Consider the following 18,669-nt stretch of genomic DNA (forward strand, 5'->3'; position numbering starts at 1 on the left):
GCCGGACCGTAGCGGGCATCACCCGGGGCCGGCGCCCCCGGGAGGTGCGGCGGGCCGGGGCAGCCGCCCCATCAGGAAGAACTCGGGGTTGGGGGTGATCGCCGCGAAGTGCGCCAGCCGGTTCGACAGGGCGAAGAACGAGGTGATCATGCCAACGTCCCAGACGTCGTCCTCGGTGAGGCCGTGCTCGGACAGACCCGCCAGGTCTTCCGCGGTGACGGCGGCCGGGTCGGCGGCCAGCCGGGTCGCGACCGCGAGCACCGCGTGCATCCGGGGCGGCAGCGGCGCCTTGCGCCAGTCCACGGCGACGTGGTCGGCGATGTGCGGGTCCCGCGTGCGGACGCGCGCGACGGCCCCGTGCGCGACGACGCAGTACAGGCAGTCGTTGCCGGCGCTGGTCGCCACCACGATCAGCTCCCGGTCGGCCTTGGACAACCCCGGGGTGTCCTTGTCCATCAGGGCGTCGTGCATCGCGAAGAACGCACGGGCCTCGTCCGGCCGCCACGCCAGCGCGGCGAAGACGTTGGGCAGGAAGCCCGACCGCTCCTCGACCTCCGCGTAGCGCTCGGCGAGGTCGGCCGGCAGCTCGGTGGCCGGGCGGAGCGGAAAGCGGCTGATCGGCATCCGGGTCACCGCCCCACTCTGGCAGCGACTCCCCCGGTGCGCACCGCCCGACGTGCGCGCACGTCCCGCCCGTGGTGACGTTGAGGCCGGTGGCGGTACCCCGCGTCGGGCCGGGCCCGGCGCATCGGCGAACCGGGAGGTCGCGTGCGACGGGTGCATCTCCTGGCGACCGGGGGCACCATCGCCAGCCGGCGCGGCCCCGCCGGGCTCGCGGCCACCACCCCGGCGGCCGAGCTGCTCGCCGCGGCAGGGTCCCCGGACGGCGTCGAGGTCACGGTGCGCGACCTGACCACCGTCGGCAGCTACGCGCTCTCGGCAGCCGACCTCCGAAGGCTGGTCGCGGAGGTCCGCCGCTGCCTCACCGACGACGACGTCGACGGTGTCGTGGTCACGCACGGCACCGACACGATGGAGGAGTCGGCGTACCTGGCCGACCTCGTCCACGACGACCCGCGCCCGGTGGTGTTCACCGGGTCGCAGCGACCGTTCGACTCCCCCGCCCCCGACGGCCCGGGCAACCTGGGCGCCGCCCTCGGCGTGGCCGCCTCCCCGGCGGCCCGCGACCTCGGCGTGCTGCTCTGCTTCGACGGCCTGGTCTTCGCCGCCCGCGGCGTGCGCAAGGTCGAGACCCTCCGCAGCGCCGCCTTCGCCGCACCCGGGAGGGGGCCGGTGCTGCAGGTGGCGGACGGAACCCCGGTTCCGCTGGCCCGTCCGGTGCGTCCCGCGCCGCTGCCCCTCGACCTGGACCGGGAGCTGCCTCGCGTCGACGTCGTCGCCTGCTATCTGGGTGCCGACGCCGCGCTGCTGCGCGCCGCGGCCGCGGCCGGCGCGCAGGGGGTCGTGCTCGAGGCCTTCGGCGCGGGCAACGTGCCGCCCGGCATCGCGGAGGAGGCCGGCCGGCTCGTCGGCCGCGGCATCCCGGTGCTCGTGTGCTCCCGGGTGCCGTCCGGCCCGGTCGCCCCCCTCTACGCCGGTGGCGGCGCCGGCCTGGCCCGCGCCGGGGCCCTGTTCGCCGGCGACCTCAGCCCCTGGCAGGGCCGGCTGCTCCTGGCCGCCGCGCTCTCCCTCGACCCCCGGGAACCGCACCGGCTGCTGGCCGACCGGCTCCCCCGGTGATCCACCCGTCCACGTCCGGGGCCGCTCGCGGCCACCAGGGAAGGAACCGACAGGGATGACCAAGGAGATCTACGTGGCCTTCGGCGTCGACATCGACGCGGTGGCCGGCTGGCTCGGCTCCTACGGCGGGGAGGACTCGCCCGACGACATCTCCCGCGGCCTCTTCGCCGGGGAGGTCGGCGTACCCCGCGTCCTCGAGCTGTTCCGGCGGTACGGGCTGACCCAGACGTTCTTCTGGCCGGGCCACTCCATCGAGACCTTTCCGGAGCAGTTCGACGCCTGCGTCGCGGCGGGGCACGAGATCGGGGTGCACGGCTACAGCCACGAGAACCCGATCGCGATGAGCCGGGAGCAGGAGCGGGCGGTCCTCGACCGCTGCATCGAGCTCATCGAGCAGCGCACCGGGCGCCGCCCCACCGGCTACGTCGCGCCGTGGTGGGAGTTCAGCCCGGTGACCAACGAGCTGCTGCTCGAGCGCGGCATCACCTACGACCACTCGCTGATGCACCGGGACTTCGAGCCCTACTACGTGCGCGTCGGCGACAGCTGGACGAAGATCGACTACTCGCAGCCGGCCGAGACCTGGATGCAGCCCCTGGTGCGTGGCGAGGAGACCGACCTCGTCGAGATCCCGGCGAACTGGTACCTCGACGACCTGCCGCCGATGATGTTCATCAAGTCCAGCCCGAACAGCCACGGGTTCGTCAGCCCCCGGGACATCGAGCAGTCGTGGCGGGACCAGTTCGACTGGGTGTACCGCGAGCAGGACTACGCCGTGTACACGATGACCATCCACCCCGACGTCGCCGGGCGGCCCCAGGTGCTCCTGGCGCTCGAGCGGCTCATCGAGCACATCAACGCCCACGACGGCGTCACCTGGGCGACGTTCGACGAGATCGCCCGGGACTTCCTGCGCCGCCGGCCCCGGACGGGCGCGGGTTCGTGAGGCCCGGGCACCCCTGATGTGCGGCGGCTGCCGCGGCGCGGCGGGGCCGGCGCCTCCGGAGGACCTGCTCGCCGGGGCCGGACCGGCGCAGCGGGTCGCCCGTGCGGCGGCGGCCGGCCGGTTGCTGGCCGGCCGGCGGATGCGGGTCTCGGCCTGGCGCGGTGGATACCTGCTCACGGCCGCGACCGGGCGGGCCCACGTCGCGGCATCGCTCGAGGAGCTCTGGAACGCCGCCGGCCTCCCGCGCGCGGCACCCCACCGCCCGGCCGCCGAGGAGTGGGCGGAGGCGGCGCCGCCGGCCGGCTGGGACGTCCAGGCAGGCGTCGTCTGGTTCTCGGCGGCGCTCCGGAGCGGCGAGGTCACCGAGGCGGCGCTGCCCGCCGGGCCGACCGGCCGGATCGGCGTCCGCGGACCGGAGCCCGGGCGGGCGCTCGCCGGCCTCCTCGCCTTCGGGTCGGGGGACGGCCCGGCGTCCCCCGACACCCGGTCGTCGGCCGCGCCCGACGCGTCCGGCCGCAACGCCGCCTAGCCTCGGCCGCGTGGGTTTCTCCGTTCCCGACGCGCACCTGCTCGCGCTCGACGCGCACGACGGGCAGGTCGACGAGCAGGGGCACGACCACTACCTCGCGCACCTGCGGCCCCTCGGGGAGGCGCTGCGCCCGTACGGCCCCGACGCGGTGATGGCCGGGCTGCTCTCGGGCATCGTCGAGAGCACCCGCGACCACCCCGACCCCGCCCGCCGCTTCGACCTCGACCGGTTGCGGGGACTGGGTGTGCCGGAGGTCGTCGTCGAGGCGGTCGACGCGGTCACCCGGCGGCCCGGCGAGCCCTACATGTCCGGCCTGGTCCGGCGGGCGGCCACCCATCCTCTCGGCCGCCTGGTCATGCTCGTGGCCAACAGCCGCGACCTCGCCGCCAGCGCCGCCCTGGCCGCGACCGATCCCGACCGGGCCCGCACACTGCGCGAGGGCCGCTACCGCCCGGCGCGCCGGATGCTGCTCGCCGCCGAGGCCGCCGACCGCCTGCACGGGTGCCGCGTCCTCGTCTGACGCCCTCGGGGAGGTGCACCGACAGCCCGGTGGCCCCGGCTCGCAGGTAGCCCACCGGCTTGCCGGCTCGGAAGTCGCCGATGTCCTGCTGCGCGTCCTCGGTGGAGCCGCCGACGTGCGGGGTGAGGACGAGGTCGGGCAGCCCGCGCGGCTCCGACCCGGACGGGCCTCCCGGGCCGGTCGGCTCCTTCGGGAAGACGTCGGAGTCAGCCGCCAGCTACTCCGGGGTCGCGCATCGGCGGGCGTCGCCGAGGGCCGGGGATCAGCCGAGGAGGGGACGGACGTTCTCCGTCCACACGTCCCAGCCGACCCGGCCGATCAGTGCGGTGACCACCACGAGGAAGACCACCCGGATGAAACCGCTCCCCCGGGTGGCCGCCGTCCGGGAGCCCACGTAGCCGCCCAGCATGTTCGCCGCGCCCAGGACGAGCCCCAGGCCCCAGAAGACCGCACCGTGGGGGGCGAAGAACAGCAGCGCCCCCAGGTTCGTGGCGACGTTGACTATCTTGGCCTTGGCGCTGGCGTTGAGGAAGTCGTAGCCGAGCAGCGAGACCATGGCGAACACGAGGAACGACCCGGTCCCCGGGCCGAGGATGCCGTCGTAGAACCCGATCACGGCACCGACCAGCCCGGCGACGACGTGGTGCCGCTGCCCGCTGTGCCGCAGCGCCGTCACCTCGCCCAGCGATGGGCGCAGCAGGGTGAACGCGGCGATGGCGATCAGCGCCACGACGATCACCGGCTTGAACACCGCGGCCGGCAGCGCTGCCGCGACCGACGCCCCCGCGAAGCTCCCGACGAGCGCGATCCCGGCCATGGGCAGGGCCGTCCGCAGATCGGGGTGGACCCGGCGGTAGTAGGTGACCGCGCTGGTCGTGGTGCCGAAGATCGAGGCCAGCTTGTTGGTGGCCAGCGCCTGCACCGGGCTCATCCCCGGGACGAGCAGCAGCGCGGGCAGCTGGACGAGCCCACCGCCGCCGACGACGGCGTCGATCCACCCGGCCGTGAGCGCGGCGAGCAGGAGCAGCAGCAGGATGCCCGGGGTCAGGCCCTCGGGCAGCAGGTCGGCCGGGACGGCGTCCAGCATTCCGCCCACGACCTCCTCGTCCCCCGCCCCCGGCCCGGGCGTCCACGGGAACGGTAGGGCCCGCCGCCCACCTACTCGACCGCGGGGTGGGGCCGGGGCGCCCCCGCGTGGATCAGGTCGCGGATTGTCCGCCCTGGCCGCGCGGGGAACCGGCACCCCGGGTGCTCTGGAGGCGCCGGTTCACCACCGCTACCTGCTCCGGGGAGCCGATCAGCCCACCGATCGCCTCCTGCTCGGCCTGCAGCCCCTCGGCCAGGCCGACCCGGCCGGCGAGGTCGACCAGGCGCTTGACGTGCCGGGTGGCGGTGCGGCTGTGCCCGGCGATCTCCCGGGCCAGCGCGCCGGCCGCCTCGAGCGGGTCGTCGGCCCACCGCGTGGCCAGGCCGAGGCGTACCGCCTCCGCGCCGTCGACCTGCCGGCCGGTCAGCGCGAGGTCCTTGGCGACGTCGCGGCCGACGAGCTCCGGGAGCAACTGGGTGCCCATCATGTCGGGCACGAGCCCCCAGTGGACCTCCATGACCGCGAGCCGGGCGTCCGGGGCGACGATCCGGATGTCGGCCCCCAGGGCGATCTGCAGCCCTCCGCCCAGCGCCACGCCGTGCACCGCCGCGATCACGGGGGCCGGTACGAGGGACCACACGTGCACCGCCTGCTGCGCCAGCGCGCGTGCCGCCCCGAGCGGCTCCCGGGGCGCCGCCGCCCCCGACCGGCGGCCGTCGCCCATCGCGGCGAACTGGGCGAAGTCCAGCCCGGCGCAGAAGGCGCGGCCGTTCCCGGCGAGCACCACCGCGCCGACGTCCTCACGTGTCATGAGCTCGGTCCCGACGGCCACGAGCGACTCGAACATGGCGGGGTCCAGCGCGTTGAGCTTCTCCGGCCGGTCGAGCCGCACGTGGGCGACCCCCTCCACCACGTCGAGGGTCACGCGTCGGTCCTGGTCGCTCACGGCCGCCTCCGGGAAGTCCTCGGCGGCACCGTCGCGGCCCGCCGGCATGCTAGTGAGCGCCAGGTCACGTGCGGTCAGCCGGTGAAGGCGCGGGTCTCGGCCAGCCGGGCGGGGGGCACCGTCTTCAGTTGGGCGACGGCGCGGGCCAGCGGGACGAGCTCGATCTCGGTTCCGCGCAGGGCGACCATCTGGCCGGTGCGTCCCTCGTGCGCGGCGATCGTCGCGTGCAGCCCGAAACGGGTGGCCAGCACCCGGTCGAAGGAGGTCGGCGTCCCGCCGCGCTGCACGTGGCCCAGCACGGTGGCCCGCACCTCCTTGCCCGTGCGCCGCTCGAGCTCCTCCCCCAGCTGCTGGGTGACCCCGGTGAAGCGGCGGTGGCCGAACTCGTCGACGCCGCCCCGCCGGAAGGCCATCTGCCCGGGCAGCGGCTCGGCGCCCTCGGCGACGACGCCGATGACGTGGGAGTCCCCCCGCCCGAAGCGCTCGCACACCAGCGAGACGACCTCGTCGACGTCGAAGGGCTGCTCGGGCACCAGGGTGAGGTGCGCCCCGGCGGCCAGGCCTGCGTGCAGCGCGATCCACCCGGCGTGCCGGCCCATCACCTCGACCAGCAGCACCCGCTGGTGGGACTCGGCGGTGGTGTGCAGCCGGTCGATCAGCTCGGTGGCGATGCTGACCGCGGTGTCGAAGCCGAAGGTCAGGTCGGTGCAGTCGATGTCGTTGTCGATCGTCTTGGGGATGCCCACCACCGGCACGCCCGCCTCCGACAGCAGGTGGGCCGCGGTCAGGGTGCCCTCGCCGCCGATCGGGATCAGCACGTCGATGCGGTGCTCGTCGAGGGTGCCGATCATCTCGTCGATGCCGGCGTGCAGCTTCTCCGGCGCGACGCGGGCCGAGCCCAGGGTGGTGCCGCCACGGGTCAGCAACCCGTCGACGGCGGCGACGTCCAACGGCGTCGACCGGTTCTCCAGCAGCCCGCGCCAGCCGTCGCGGAAACCGACCACCTCGCTGCCGTAGTGGGCGCCGGCGCTGCGGACCACCGAGCGGATCACGGCATTGAGACCGGGGCAGTCCCCGCCTCCGGTCAGTACTCCGATGCGCACCGGCTGGCTCCTCGCGGTCGTTGGCCGGGACGCGCCCGACGGTACGTCATGACGTCTGGACGAACCGGCGACGCGCGGACCGCCGCGGCCGGTCGTCACCGGCTGCGGTGCCTGCACGCGCCGTTCGTCAGCTGCCCGGGCGGAACGGGTTGCGACCCGGCCGGAACAGCGTCTCCTGGGTGAAGCTGGCGGCCAGCACGCCGCTGGGTGTGGTGATCGAGCCGGTGTACCAGCCCCGCCCGCCGGAGACCGTGCGCGGGACCATGTCCATGAGCACCCAGTCGTCGAGCCGGGCGTGCCGGTGGAACCAGACCGCGTGATCCAGGCTCGGGCCCGGCGCGGCCTCGTCCTCGGGCAGCGCCGAGAGCCCGGTGCCGATGTCGGACAGGTAGGTAGGTCAGCACGCAGGCGTGCACCAGCGGGTCGTCGGGCAGGGCCACCGTGGACCGGGCCCAGAACCGGGTGGGCCAGTGCGCCGCCGGGAAAGGCTGGTCGGGCCGGCGGGCCGCCATGGAGAACAGCCGCGGCAGGTCGAACCGGGGCAGCGCGTCCGGCGCCTCGACGGTCGGCGTCTCCTGCACCCGCTGGTCGGGCCCCGGCCCGGGCACCGAGAAGGATGCGGACATGCTGAAGATGACGTCGCCGCCCTGGACGGCGACCACCCGGCGGGCCGAGAAGGAACCGCCGTCGCGGTCCCGGTCGACCCGGAAGATGGTCGGGCGAGCGGAGTCCCCGCTGCGCAGGAAGTACCCGTGCAGCGAGTGCGGGAGCCGGTCGGCGCCCAGGGTGCGGCCGGCCGCGTACAGCGCCTGGGCGGCCACCTGACCGCCGTACAGCGGGAACGGGTCGGTGAACAGCAGGGTGCTGCGGTAGAGGTCCCGGTCGATCTCCTCCAGCGCCAGGACGTCGAGCACGCTCGGCCCGGCTCCGGATCGGTCCTCGCCGCTGCCGGCCGCCACGGATCCCGCGCCGGGACAGTAACCGCAGCTCCCTGCCGCCCGGGGCGAGCGGGCCGGCCGACCGACCGGGCGCGGTGATCACCGGGCTCTGTACCGTCGTCCGCGCGCAGCGGCCGCACACCGGCCGGGGACGACGGGCCGGTCGGTACAGCGGTCGCCGGGGCGACCGGGAGCGGAGCAGCGATGAGCGAGCCACGGCGGAACGGCGACGGGCGCCCGCCCCGCAAGCGGACACCGCGGATCGGGGAGGTCGTCCGCACCTCCTGGATCACCCCGCACATGGTCCGCGTCGTGCTCGGCGGCGAAGGCCTCGCCGGTTTCCCGGACGGCAAGTTCACCGACCGCTACGTGAAGCTGATGTTCCCGCCGGCAGACGCGACGTACGCCGTTCCCTACGACGTCGAGCAGCTGCGCGCCGAGCTCCCGGCCGACCAGTGGCCGGTCACCCGCACGTACACGGTCCGGGCCTGGGACGCGGCGGCCGGTGAGCTGACCATCGACTTCGTCCACCACGGCGACGAGGGGATCGCCGGGCCCTGGGCCGCCGCGGCCCGCCCCGGCGACCGGATCCAGTTCATGGGCCCCGGTGGCGCCTACGCGCCGCGGCCGGATGCCGACTGGCACCTGCTCGCGGGGGACGAGGCCGCCCTGCCCGCGATCGCCGCGACCCTCGACCGGCTGCCCGCCGGCGCCCGGGCGCTGGTGTTCGTCGAGGTGGCCGGGCCCGAGGAGGAGCAGACCGACGTCGCCACCGGGACCGGCGTGGAGCTGCGCTGGCTGCACCGGAACGGCACCGAGCCGGGAACGGTGCTGGTCGATGCCGTCCGCGCCGTTCCGCTGCCGCCTGGCGACGGGCACGTGTTCGTGCACGGCGAGGCCTACGCGGTCCGGGAACTGCGCCGGCACCTGCGCGCGGAGCGGGGCCTGGACCCGGCGTGGACGTCGGTCTCCGGCTACTGGCGGCGGGGTGACACCGAGGACGGCTGGCAGTCGACCAAGCGGCAGTGGAATGCCGCCATCGAGGCCGAGGACGCGGCCGGCCGCTGACCGTCACCCCCTCCCGGGCGGCGGGGCGAGGAGGCGCTCACGGGCCCACCGGCCGCGAGCGCTCCGCCGGCGAGCACGGTGACGACCACGAGGCCCGGGCCGTAACACAACCGTCGTGCCTGCTCGGGGCGCCGGCGGGTAGGCGTGAGGCCATGGACTCCTCCCCCCAGCTCACGACCGCCACCCGCGACGAGCTCCTGCGCCTGGCCCGCGAGCACGGGATCCCCGGCCGGAGCCGGATGAGCAAGGAGGAGCTGGCCGCCGCGCTACGGCAGCGGGAACGGCCCGCGGCGCAGCGCGGAACCGGGCGCCCGGAGTCCGGCCGGCGGCGGATCGGCTCGCGGGTGGACGCCTTCCGCCGGCTCGCCGAGGCCCGGGCAGCGGGCGAGATGGTGCCGGTGCCCCGCATGCTGACCGGCAACGACCGCCGGATCCACGTCCGCGAGACGGTGCGCGAGGACCACGAGACCCGGATCGCCAGCCACGACGTCGAGGCGCAGGAGAAGTTCGACAAACTCGCCCGGTCGGTCTTCCAGTTCTTCCGCGGTACCGCCTTGCTCTTCTACCGCGACCTGGTCGGCGAGGACGCCCGCATGCCCACGGTGCTCGCCCTCGGCGACGTCCACCCGGGCAACTTCGGGGTGATGCCGAGCGCGGACGACGTCCCGATCTTCGGGGTCAACGACTTCGACGACGCCTTCTACGCCCCCTTCACCTGGGACCTCAAGCGCGGTGCGGTCGGCTTCCTGCTCGGCGCGGGCGAGAAGGGCGGGCAGGGCCCCGCGAAGCAGCGCGCCATCGCCCGCCGGTTCGTCCACGGCTACGTCTCGGGCATCGCCTCCTACGCCGCCGCCGCCACCGAGGACTCCGAGCAGCTCCGGCTGGACAACGCCCCACCGCTGATCGCCGACCTCATCGCCGGTGCGCTCGAGGTGAGCCGGGCCGACTGGCTGGCCGGCCTCCTGGACGACGCGCGTAGCGGCTTCCGCACCGACGACGAGGTGGTGCCGGTCAGCAGCCGCCGCGCCGAGTTCCAGCAGATCGTCGACCGGTACGTCGCCGACAACGAGGTGCCGGTGCCCGAGCGGGCCGGCCGGATGCGGGTGAAGGACGTCGCCGAGCGCAAGGGCGCGGGCACCGCCTCCCTCGGCCTGACCCGCTTCTTCGTCCTGATCGAGGGGCCGCGCGCCGACGGGACCGACGACCTCCTCCTGGAGTTCAAGCAGGCCCGCCGGTCCGCGCTCGACGGCGTGGTCCCGCCCTCGGACTACCGCATGGACGGCCTGGCCGACCGGATCCGGCACGCCCAGCGGGTGCACCTGGTGGACGGCGACGTCTTCTACGGCAGCGTGGACATCGACGGCCGCAGCTTCATGGTGCGCGAGCGCGCGCCCTTCCGGGACTCGATCAGCCTGGGCAAGCTCTCCGGCCGCGAGTGGAAGGAGTACGCCGAGATCTGCGGCCGGGTCCTCGCGCACACGCACGCCATGTCCGACGACACCGGGAACGTCGACTACGACCTGGAGCCCGCGATCCTCGACGCGATCGGAGGCCGGGACCTGTTCGTCGACGACGTCCTGCGGTTCGCCGAGGAGGCGGCCGCCCGGGTCCGGCAGGACCACGAGCACTTCGTCGCCGACCACGCGCTCGGCGCCTTCCGGAGCGTCGACGTCGTCTACCGCTGACCGCTGCCCGCGGACCCGTCCACGGCGGCCGCGGCGTCGTCCCCGGCGACGTCCCCGGGGAACCCCTCGGCGTCGGCGGACTGCGGCCGGCCGCCCTTGCCGAACGTGGCCTCCACGCGCTGGAACCCCTTGTACCGCTCGCTGCGCGCGTAGCCGGTGTACGCGCGGACGTCGGCGGGCGTGAGCTCCACGTCGTCGGTGAACGGGGTCAGCAGCGACCGGGGGTAGAGCCGCCGGTGGCGGACGACGTTGATCTCCGCGGCCAGGACGACGACGAGCGCCTGGAGGTAGATCCAGACGACCAGGCCGAGGATCACGCCGAAGACGCCGTAGACGTCGCTGGACCGCGTCACGTACGTGCCGAAGTAGTAGGTGCCGAGCACGTGCAGCAGCTCCCAGAGAACCGCGGCGATGACGGCGCCGACGGCGACGTTCCGCCAGTCCAGCCGGCGCGCCGTGAGCACCTGGTAGACCACCAGGAAGATCCCGACGTTGATCATCAAGCTGGTCAGCGTGGCCGCGACGGTCACCACCGGCCCCGGCACCGGCAGGGCGCCCGAGAGGGACGACACGGAGGCGGTCAGCGCGGTCGACGTCACCGCGCCCAGCCCGAGGGCCAGGACGAGCAGCAGGCTGCGCAGCCGGGACAGCAGCGGGTTGGGCTGGGCGAAGCGCGGCACGGCGTAGATCCGGTTGAGGGCGGCCTGGGCCGCCTGCATGACGCCCAGCCCGCCGTAGAGGCTGCCCAGGATCCCGATGACCAGCGCGACGCCGCTCCCCCGGAACGTGCCGATGTTCTCGACCAGCACCGGCCCGAGCAGCGGGAAGTCCGACAGCGCGGACTCGAGGATGCGCTGCTGGAGCCCGGGGTCGTCCTGCAGCAGGAAGCCGAGCACGGACGTCAGCATCAGCAGCAGCGGGAACAGCGACACGAAGCCGTAGTAGGTGATCAGCGCGGCGAGGTGCGGTCCGCGGTCGTCGGCGAACTTGTAGACCACCGCCAGTGGGAAGGCCACCGCGGGATGCCTGGCCTGGAACGCGTCGAAGCGTGCGGCGAGCGCCATGCGTGCATCCCTCCTTCGTCGGCGGCTACCCCGTCCCCGTCACCGCACTCACCACCGCCGGGTAGACCTGCTCGGCGACGGCCCGCAGCTCCGCGTCGGTGCGGTCCTGGACCGGGTGCGGCACCAGGACCGACGGCGCGGGGAAGCCCAGCGCCTCGCCCTGCAGCCGGGATGCCTCGGCGAACGCCTCGCTGGCCAGGAAGACCCCGACCACACCGCGGCGCTCGAGATCGGCGATGTCGTGCACACTGCACGACGTGCAGGAGCCCTAATCGGCGAGCGCCTCGATGACCACCTCGCACTGCTCGGCGATCTCGTGGCGCAGGTCGACCGGGGCGGTCCGGGCGAACGTGGGCTTGCGGTACCGGCGCACCACCGCGCCGTCCGCGGTCAGCAGCTCCTCCAGGCGGTCCAGGACGACGTCCCCGCGGGCCTTGCTGATGTCGAGCAGCCCGACGGTTCGGCCGCGCAGCGAGGGCGGCCGGGGCAGCAGCTCCCGGGCGGACGCCTGCCGCTCACCCGTCGGGTCCAGAACCGTTCTCATGCGCGCACCTCTCGTGTCACGGGGACGCTTCCCGTCGCACCGGCCACCCAGCCGCCGACGATCGCGCTGAACAATCCGGCGTCGCCGCCCGCGGAGGTGACGAGCAGCCCACCCGGGCGGAACTTCGGCACGGTTCCCTCGACCGGACCGGGCAGGCCCTCGGCCATGCCGTCGACCCCCCGGACCAGCTCGGCGGCCGGCAGCGCGAGCAGCCCCTCCAGCTCGGCCAGCAGACGGGCCCGGTCCCAGCCCGCCGCGCGGAACACCCGGCCGTGCTCCGGGGAGACGACGAGCATCGCATCGAAGGCCATCGGCAGTTTGGGGTGGGCGTTGACCCGCAGGCAGGCCGCGAACGTGCGGGCCAGCGACTCCGGGTCGCGGCTGAGCTGGTCGACCACGGGTTGGACACCGGACCCCGCGAAGACGGTGACCGCGTCGCCGGGGACGCCCCGGTCGGCGGCCAGCGGGCGGAACGGGCTGGTCTCCTCCCGCTCGGCGAAGCAGAAGGTGAACTTGCCCGGGTTGCCCATGGTCGCCCGGTCGACCTCGCCGGGTCGCCCACCGCCGACGTTGCGCACCACCAGCTGCAGCGCCCGGCCGATCGTCGCGTTGGCCCGGTTGCCCTGACCGAACGCGTTCACCCCGCTGTTCATCCCGATCCGCCCGGCGACGGGCCCGTTCACGATCACCACCGGCCCGGCGAAGTACGTCGTCGCCAGCAGGCCGTGCAGCGCGAACTCCTCCGCGGAGGCCGCCTCCAGGGCGGCCAGCACGACCGGGAGGTACTCCGGCAGGCAGCCGGCCATCACCGCGTTGACGGCCACCTTCTCGACCGTGCACTCCACGAGGTCCGGCGGCACGAGGGCGATCACCTCGGCCGGGTCGCGGGTCGTGCCGCGCAGCATCCGCAGCACCCGTTCCCGCGTCGGCGGGACGACGGGCAGCCCGTCGGTCCAGCCGCGGTCGAACATCGCCTCGTGTTCGTCCTCGAGGTCGGCCAGCTCCACCCGCCGGCTGGTCAGGCCGCTGGCGCCGTACCGCGCCTCCAGGGCGTCGACCCGGAAGGGGTCCACCGACAACGAGCCGCAGCCGGGCCGGTGCTCGGGCAGCTCCGCGCCGAGCCCCGCCACACCCGTCAGCTGCTCCCACTGCTCCCGGCTCCAGCCCACGACCCGGGCCGTCTCCACACCGTCCTGCACCCGCAACAGCGTGGGGACGGTCTCGATCCCCAGCCGGTAGGACAGCTCCAGCTCGGTGTCGTCCCCGGGGAACCACGCGGCGTCGTCCTGGCACCACACGGCCGCGCCGAGCTGCCGCAGCACCGGCTCGACCAGCACGCAGGTGGGGCAGTCGCGCTTGACCACGGCGACGAGGCCGTCAGGGAGGCGCACCCCCGGACCGTACCGAGGTGCCGCTCCCCCGGCCACCGACGCCCTGGGCCGGCTCCGCTACCGATCGGCGCGCACCTCGTCCGGGTCGTGCGGGGCCCGCGACCGTGCGGCCAGCCACTGCTGCCACTCCGCACGGCCGCTCGCCCCCTGGCGGGCCGAGAGGGTGAACAGCGTCGCCACGGCGACGAGCGCCACGAGGATGACGACGGAGGCGAGGACGTGCCAGTCGAACAGCGGCGGAACCGTCATGCTGCCGGGGGCCGGCACGGGAGTGGTCAGGGCCATGAGGAACGGTCTGCCCCGGCGCCGCGCTGTTCCACCCTCCGCGCGTCGTGGCTCACCCGTGCGGGGGATGTCGCGGGGAGCGACCGCTGAGGAAGGCGACGACCCGGACCGGGCGACCCCTCCCACCCGCCCGGGTGATCGGCCGCCACGCGCGGGAGCGGACCGGCGCCCCGCCCACCTAGCGTCGGTGCGATGACGACCAGGCGGGCACCCGAGGGGCACCGATGAGCGCGGCGACGCAGCACCAGCGCCCTGCAGGGATCACCGGTGGCGACCCGTCGGCCGAGCGCGAGCGGCCCAACGTCACCGGCGACCTGTCCACGCTGTTCCGGGCCGCGCCGATGTTCGGCCGGGCGCTGGCCGGTTACGACCGCTTCCAGGTCGACACCTACGTCCAGTGGGCGGAGGACGAGCTGGCGACGGCGGAGCGGGAGCGCGAGCACCTGCTGGCCCGCTGCCTGGACACCCGGAGAGAGCTCGCCGAGGCCCGGGAACTGCTCGACCACTCGGCCGGCGCGGGCGAGTTCCTCCGGCTGTCGGACCGGATCGGGTCGATGCTCGCCGCCGCCGCCGACGAGGCCGCGGGCATCACGGCCGAGGCCGAGGCCGTCCGCGCCGCGGCGCAGGCGGAGGCCGAGGAGCTCGTCGCCCGTGCCGCCGCGGAGCTCGCCGACGCCCGGACGCGCGCCCGCGAGATCATCGCCGACGCGACGGCACGGGCGGAGACGATCCTCGCCGCGGCCGGCCGGACGCGCGATGACGCCGAGCAGGCTCGACGCGACGCCGCCGAGGAGGCCGCCGCCCGGATGGCCGAGGCGGGGGCGGTGGAGCAGCGCGCCGCCGACCGGGCCGCCCTGCTGGGGCGGCAGGCCGCGGCCGACGTGGCGCACCTCCGGTTGCAGGGCAGGGACGAGGTGGTCCGGATGCTGGCGAGCGGCCGGGCGGAGCGCCGCCGTGCGGACGCCGCGGCGGAGGTGGAACGGGAGCGCCTGGACTGCGCGGCCGCAGACCGCCGCGCCGCCCTGCTGGCCGACGTGACCGCCCTCGTGCGCCGGCGGTCCGAGCTCGAGGCGGAGCTCCGGCGCGCGGCCGGCTCGATCCCACCCGCGCCGGGAGGTCCGCCGTCGGCCGCCGGCAGCCTCTCCGCCCGACGGCGCTGGACCCGGCGCAGGAGCTGACATCCGCAGGGCAGCGAGCGCACGTCGCCGACCGCGCCGAGGTTCCCCCGCGCACCTTCCTCGATACTTTCCGTCGACGGTCGAGTCGGCGTCGACGCCTACCCCGCTCGCCTCCGTGCAGGCCTGCGCCGTGCGCACCGCCCTCCACCGCCGGCCGGCCACCGACCTCGCCGCATGTTCCTCCGCGGATCCCGACCCACCCCGGCCTGCGCCCACCTCGCTGCCGTGCTGGACTGGACGCGTGATCCGCAACGTGGTCGTCGGCCGGGTGCGAGCGGGAGTGCCGCAGCAGCGGATCGAGGAGGCGCTGGCAGCCGTCGTCGCCCTGCATCCGCCGGGCTGCCTGGACATGCGGGTCGGTGTCGACGCAGGCCTGCGGGCAGGCAACTGGAGCTTCTCGATCACCGCGGACTTCGTCGACGCGGACGCCTACCGGGCCTACGACGCCGAGGCCGAGCACGACCGGGTGCGTCGGGAGCTCTTCGCTCCCATCAGCGAGGAGGTCGTGCGCATCCAGTTCGAGGCCTGAGCCGGCCGCGCGAGGGCGGCCGGAAAGACCCAGGAGACCTGGCGCGCCGTCCGCCAGCGCCTCGCCACGGCCGTCACCGCGTGCCGGCGAGCTCCTGCAGCGCGGCCGGGACCGTGGGCCAGACCGCGCTGCGCGGATCGATCACGGCGAAGTGCCCGGCCGGAACGGGGACGAGCACGGCCCTCGGGCGGGCGGCCGCGTAGGACTCGCTGAGCTCGAGGGGTACCACCTCGTCCGCCGTTCCGTGCACGATCCGGACCGGCACGGCCGGGGCCGGCAGCTGCGCGGGGTCCAGGTCGGGGCGCGCCGCCGCGTCCTCCCCGAGGAAGGCGGCGACCGCGCCGCCGCCGCAACCGAGCGCCTGCGCCCGGCGCAGGTCGGCGACCGGCGCGAGCGCCGCCACCCCCACCGGCGCCTCCGGCCCGACCATGGTCGCGGCCGCCTGCAGCACCAGGTGCCCGCCCGCGGAGTGACCGACCAGCAGCACCCCGGCGGACCGCGCCCGGCCGGCGACCGCCCGCACGGCCGCGTGGACGTCCTGGACGGCGAGGTCGGGGCGGCCGGGGACGCGCCGGTACTCCGGTGCCACCGTCGTCCAGCCCGCGGCGGTCAGCGCCTCGGTCATCGGCCGCACGTGGAGCCGGTCGTACTCCGGGCGCCAGAACCCCCCGTGCACCACCACGACGAGCGGCCGGTCGGCCCGGCCGTTCCGGACGTCGGCCACCTGCTCCTCCTCCGGGCCGTACCGCAGGACCGTGTCGGGCCCCGGCACCCGCCGGGTGAGCACCGACCGGTCCTCCGGCGCGGGAGGAGGAAGCACGTCCGGAAGCATCGGCCACGTCCGCTGCCGGCGTCCAGCGGCGATGCGGACGGTCGTCGGGGCGCCGAGTCGGCGTCGTCCCAGACCTCCGGCGGCCCGCCGGGCTGGCCACGGCCTGGGGACCGGCTGGACGGTCCGCGAGTGAACGTCGTCATCGGCTCAGCCGGGCACGGTAGGAAGGTCGCATGGCCGATCCCTTGCCCTCCCTCGCCGATCTCGCCGCCGAGGAGGCCGAGCTCCAGCTCACGTCCTTCACCAACGACGACGCCTGGGAGCTCGGCTCCGCGCTGGTTGCCGCCGCCCGCCGGGCCGCCGCGCCGGTCGCCGTCGAGATCTCGCGCAACTCCCACCGGCTGTTCGCGGTCGCGCTGGCCGGCGCCACCCCGGACAACGCGTCGTGGATCGAGCGCAAGTCGCGGGTGGTGCACCGGTTCGGGCACAGCTCCCTCTACGTGCGCCAGGACAGCATCGAGCGGGGCACCACCTTCGAGGCCGAGTTCGGCCTGGACCCCGCTCGGTACGCGGCCCACGGGGGCGGCTTCCCGCTGCTGGTGCGCGACGTCGGCCCGATCGGCGTCGTGACGGTCTCCGGGCTCCCCCAGCTCGCGGACCACCGCATGGTCGTCGGGGCGCTGCGGGAGCACCTCCGCCGCTGACCGGCCGGCGCTACGGCGCCGCCGCGGCGCGGAGCAGCTCGGCGATCTCCGGCTCCGCCGCGTGCGCGCCCGCAGAGAGGAACGCGTGCCGGACGACCTCGTCCAGCCGGGCGCGCGACATCATGTCGGTGCCCATGACCTCCTGCTCCTCGGGGCCGGGCGTGAACACCACGGTCCGGATCCCTTCGGCGCGCAGCGCCCGCACCTCGCGCTGCAGGAGGCGGTCGGAGTACCGGCGGGCAGCCGGGAACACCCCCGGCCGCCACCCGGTGGGACCGCTCATCGGCGCGATGACGATGACGACGTCGAGCCCTTGACCGCGGAGCACGGCTGCGTTGGTCGGCGAGTGCACGCCGCCGTCGATGTAGCTGTGCCCCCCGATGGTCACCGGGGCGAAGTAGCCGGGCACCGCGCACGACGCCCCGATCGCCAGGTGCAGCGGCGCCTCCGGCGATCTCGGGCGACCGAACACCACCCGGCGGCCGTCCCGGCGGCGCACCGCGCAGATCCACAGGGCCGGTTCCGGCCAGCCCGGTCCCTCCAGTTCCCGGAGGGCGGCCAGCTGCTCGACGACGTCGTGCCGCCCCGGCGCCATGAGCGCCATCCCGGCCGCCATCGGCCGGAACTGCAGCGGCCGGGTGAGCGCCCGCTGCACCATGTGCCGCCCGGGCAGCCGCAGCGGGCGGCACAGCAGCTCCCAGGCGCGGAACGGCGCCAGCTCGGGCACCGCGGCGTCGGCCATGTACCGGAGCACGTCCTCGGTGCCCGAGAGCGGTGCCCGCACGGTCCAGGCGGCGAGGTTCTCCGCCGACACGCCCAGCCGCAGCAGAGCACCGGTGATGGAGCCGGCCGAGGTACCCACGACCACCTCGGCGGTGCGTGCGTCGAAGCCGGCGTCGTGCTGGAGCACCGCCAGCACGCCCGAGTGGTAAGCCTGCCCGACGACGCCGCCGCCGCCCAGCACCAGGCCCACGCGCGTCACGGGCCCGAGCCTGCCACGGGCGGCCCACGCGGGCAGGTCGTCACCGTCCCGGGCCCCGGCTGCCGGACGTCCACCGCCCGGTTCCTCACCGGGCCGACCCCGGCAGGCTGCTCGTAGTCTTCCTGCTGGTGGCCCCGGCCCCCGCGATCCGCACCGCCCTGGCCCGGCGGAAGTCCGCCGGGCGCCCCAGCGACACCGAGGAGCTCGCATGACCGTCCTGGTCGGATACCTGCCCACCCCCGCGGGCGAGGCCGCCTTCAGCGCAGGACTGCAGGAGGCGCGGCGGCGCTCGGAGCCGCTGGTCGTGGTCAACACCGCCCGGAGCGGAGCGCCGGTGAGCGCCGAGGTCGCGCCCGAGCACGCGGTGCAGCAGATGATCCAGCGCGCCGCGGCCGAGGACGTGGCACTGGACCTGCGGCAGACGAGCCACGACGGCGACGCCGCCGACGAGGTGCTCCGCACCGCCCGGGAGGTCGACGCCTCGGTGATCGTGATCGGCCTGCGCCGCCGCTCCCCCGTCGGCAAGCTCCTGATGGGCAGCGACGCCCAGCGGATCCTGCTCGACGCCGACCGCCCGGTGCTCGCCGTCAAGCCCTGAGCCGCCCGCGCTCGGTGTGACGAACGTCCACCGACCAGGCCGGTCGGAGAACCTACCGAT

Annotated in this window: 20 protein-coding genes and 1 pseudogene; 10 read left to right on the top strand and 11 right to left on the bottom strand. The window is 75.3% G+C overall.

Going from position 1 to position 18,669, the window contains the following annotated elements; translation table 11 throughout:
• Positions 1-18: 18 nt before the first annotated feature.
• Complete coding sequence (locus ACI791_RS07515) at positions 19-624, bottom strand: peroxidase-related enzyme (protein ID WP_456585668.1); 606 nt, start codon at positions 622-624, stop codon at positions 19-21.
• A gap of 144 nt (positions 625-768) precedes the next feature.
• On the opposite strand from ACI791_RS07515, the gene ACI791_RS07520 reads away from it, so the two are divergent.
• Genes ACI791_RS07520 through ACI791_RS07535 form a run of 4 tightly spaced genes read left to right on the top strand, consistent with a single transcriptional unit; the run spans position 769 to position 3,735 of the window.
• The gene (locus tag ACI791_RS07520; protein WP_456585484.1) at positions 769-1,740 is read left to right on the top strand and encodes an asparaginase; all 972 of its coding nucleotides are present in this window, start codon (positions 769-771) and stop codon (positions 1,738-1,740) included.
• 55 nt (positions 1,741-1,795) lie between these two features.
• On the top strand, positions 1,796-2,686 hold the full coding sequence (locus ACI791_RS07525; protein WP_456585485.1) for a polysaccharide deacetylase family protein: 891 nt from the start codon (positions 1,796-1,798) through the stop codon (positions 2,684-2,686).
• Positions 2,687-2,702: 16 nt separating this feature from the next.
• Positions 2,703-3,215 (top strand): hypothetical protein, encoded by a 513-nt coding sequence (locus ACI791_RS07530; protein WP_456585486.1) that lies wholly within the window; start codon positions 2,703-2,705, stop codon positions 3,213-3,215.
• Positions 3,216-3,225: 10 nt separating this feature from the next.
• Positions 3,226-3,735: a phosphohydrolase gene (locus tag ACI791_RS07535; protein ID WP_456585487.1), complete on the top strand. Its 510-nt coding sequence runs from the start codon at positions 3,226-3,228 to the stop codon at positions 3,733-3,735.
• A gap of 262 nt (positions 3,736-3,997) precedes the next feature.
• Here the strand turns inward: ACI791_RS07535 and ACI791_RS07540 are convergent, their stop codons facing one another.
• From ACI791_RS07540 to ACI791_RS07555, 4 genes are all read right to left on the bottom strand, one after another.
• Positions 3,998-4,822: a sulfite exporter TauE/SafE family protein gene (locus ACI791_RS07540; protein ID WP_347060707.1), complete on the bottom strand. Its 825-nt coding sequence runs from the start codon at positions 4,820-4,822 to the stop codon at positions 3,998-4,000.
• 112 nt (positions 4,823-4,934) lie between these two features.
• Entirely contained in the window at positions 4,935-5,768 is an 834-nt protein-coding gene (locus tag ACI791_RS07545; RefSeq protein WP_456585488.1) for a crotonase/enoyl-CoA hydratase family protein, read from the bottom strand.
• Positions 5,769-5,842: 74 nt separating this feature from the next.
• Complete coding sequence (locus ACI791_RS07550; protein WP_456585489.1) at positions 5,843-6,871, bottom strand: ATP-dependent 6-phosphofructokinase; 1,029 nt, start codon at positions 6,869-6,871, stop codon at positions 5,843-5,845.
• Positions 6,872-6,966: 95 nt separating this feature from the next.
• Positions 6,967-7,785, bottom strand: a complete 819-nt coding sequence (locus tag ACI791_RS07555; protein ID WP_456585490.1) for an acyl-CoA thioesterase — start codon at positions 7,783-7,785, stop codon at positions 6,967-6,969.
• Between the two features lie 228 nt (positions 7,786-8,013).
• On the opposite strand from ACI791_RS07555, the gene ACI791_RS07560 reads away from it, so the two are divergent.
• On the top strand, positions 8,014-8,877 hold the full coding sequence (locus ACI791_RS07560) for a siderophore-interacting protein (RefSeq protein ID WP_456585491.1): 864 nt from the start codon (positions 8,014-8,016) through the stop codon (positions 8,875-8,877).
• Between the two features lie 152 nt (positions 8,878-9,029).
• Complete coding sequence (locus tag ACI791_RS07565) at positions 9,030-10,562, top strand: DUF2252 family protein (RefSeq protein WP_456585492.1); 1,533 nt, start codon at positions 9,030-9,032, stop codon at positions 10,560-10,562.
• Here ACI791_RS07565 and ACI791_RS07570 read toward each other — a convergent pair.
• The 4 genes and pseudogenes from ACI791_RS07570 to ACI791_RS07585 form a co-directional block, all read right to left on the bottom strand.
• Positions 10,553-11,626 (bottom strand): YihY/virulence factor BrkB family protein, encoded by a 1,074-nt coding sequence (locus ACI791_RS07570; RefSeq protein ID WP_456585493.1) that lies wholly within the window; start codon positions 11,624-11,626, stop codon positions 10,553-10,555. The two genes, ACI791_RS07565 and ACI791_RS07570, sit on opposite strands and share 10 nt — an antisense overlap.
• A 25-nt stretch (positions 11,627-11,651) precedes the next feature.
• Positions 11,652-12,170: pseudogene (locus ACI791_RS07575) on the bottom strand (UGSC family (seleno)protein).
• The gene (locus ACI791_RS07580; protein ID WP_456585494.1) at positions 12,167-13,561 is read right to left on the bottom strand and encodes a thioredoxin family protein; all 1,395 of its coding nucleotides are present in this window, start codon (positions 13,559-13,561) and stop codon (positions 12,167-12,169) included. Before ACI791_RS07580 ends, ACI791_RS07575 begins: the two are co-directional and overlap by 4 nt.
• A gap of 57 nt (positions 13,562-13,618) precedes the next feature.
• Positions 13,619-13,846, bottom strand: coding sequence for a hypothetical protein (locus ACI791_RS07585; protein WP_456585495.1), 228 nt, complete (start codon positions 13,844-13,846; stop codon positions 13,619-13,621).
• A 224-nt stretch (positions 13,847-14,070) separates the two neighbouring features.
• Between ACI791_RS07585 and ACI791_RS07590 the strand changes: the two genes are divergently transcribed.
• Together ACI791_RS07590 and ACI791_RS07595 are read left to right on the top strand one after the other, a co-directional pair.
• Positions 14,071-15,024, top strand: coding sequence for a hypothetical protein (locus ACI791_RS07590; protein WP_456585496.1), 954 nt, complete (start codon positions 14,071-14,073; stop codon positions 15,022-15,024).
• 241 nt (positions 15,025-15,265) lie between these two features.
• Positions 15,266-15,553: a Dabb family protein gene (locus ACI791_RS07595; protein ID WP_347056975.1), complete on the top strand. Its 288-nt coding sequence runs from the start codon at positions 15,266-15,268 to the stop codon at positions 15,551-15,553.
• Between the two features lie 73 nt (positions 15,554-15,626).
• On the opposite strand, the gene ACI791_RS07600 is transcribed toward ACI791_RS07595, so the two are convergent.
• Positions 15,627-16,373, bottom strand: coding sequence for an alpha/beta fold hydrolase (locus tag ACI791_RS07600; RefSeq protein WP_456585497.1), 747 nt, complete (start codon positions 16,371-16,373; stop codon positions 15,627-15,629).
• A gap of 185 nt (positions 16,374-16,558) precedes the next feature.
• On the opposite strand from ACI791_RS07600, the gene ACI791_RS07605 reads away from it, so the two are divergent.
• A complete protein-coding gene (locus ACI791_RS07605) occupies positions 16,559-17,029 on the top strand; it encodes a heme-degrading domain-containing protein (protein WP_456585498.1) in 471 nt (156 codons plus the stop codon).
• Positions 17,030-17,039: 10 nt separating this feature from the next.
• Here ACI791_RS07605 and ACI791_RS07610 read toward each other — a convergent pair whose 3' ends face one another.
• A complete protein-coding gene (locus ACI791_RS07610; RefSeq protein ID WP_456585499.1) occupies positions 17,040-18,011 on the bottom strand; it encodes a patatin-like phospholipase family protein in 972 nt (323 codons plus the stop codon).
• A gap of 208 nt (positions 18,012-18,219) precedes the next feature.
• On the opposite strand from ACI791_RS07610, the gene ACI791_RS07615 reads away from it, so the two are divergent.
• Positions 18,220-18,609, top strand: coding sequence for a universal stress protein (locus ACI791_RS07615; protein ID WP_456585500.1), 390 nt, complete (start codon positions 18,220-18,222; stop codon positions 18,607-18,609).
• Positions 18,610-18,669: the final 60 nt, after the last annotated feature.

It is taken from the genome of Blastococcus sp. SYSU DS0973 (genome assembly GCF_054051055.1).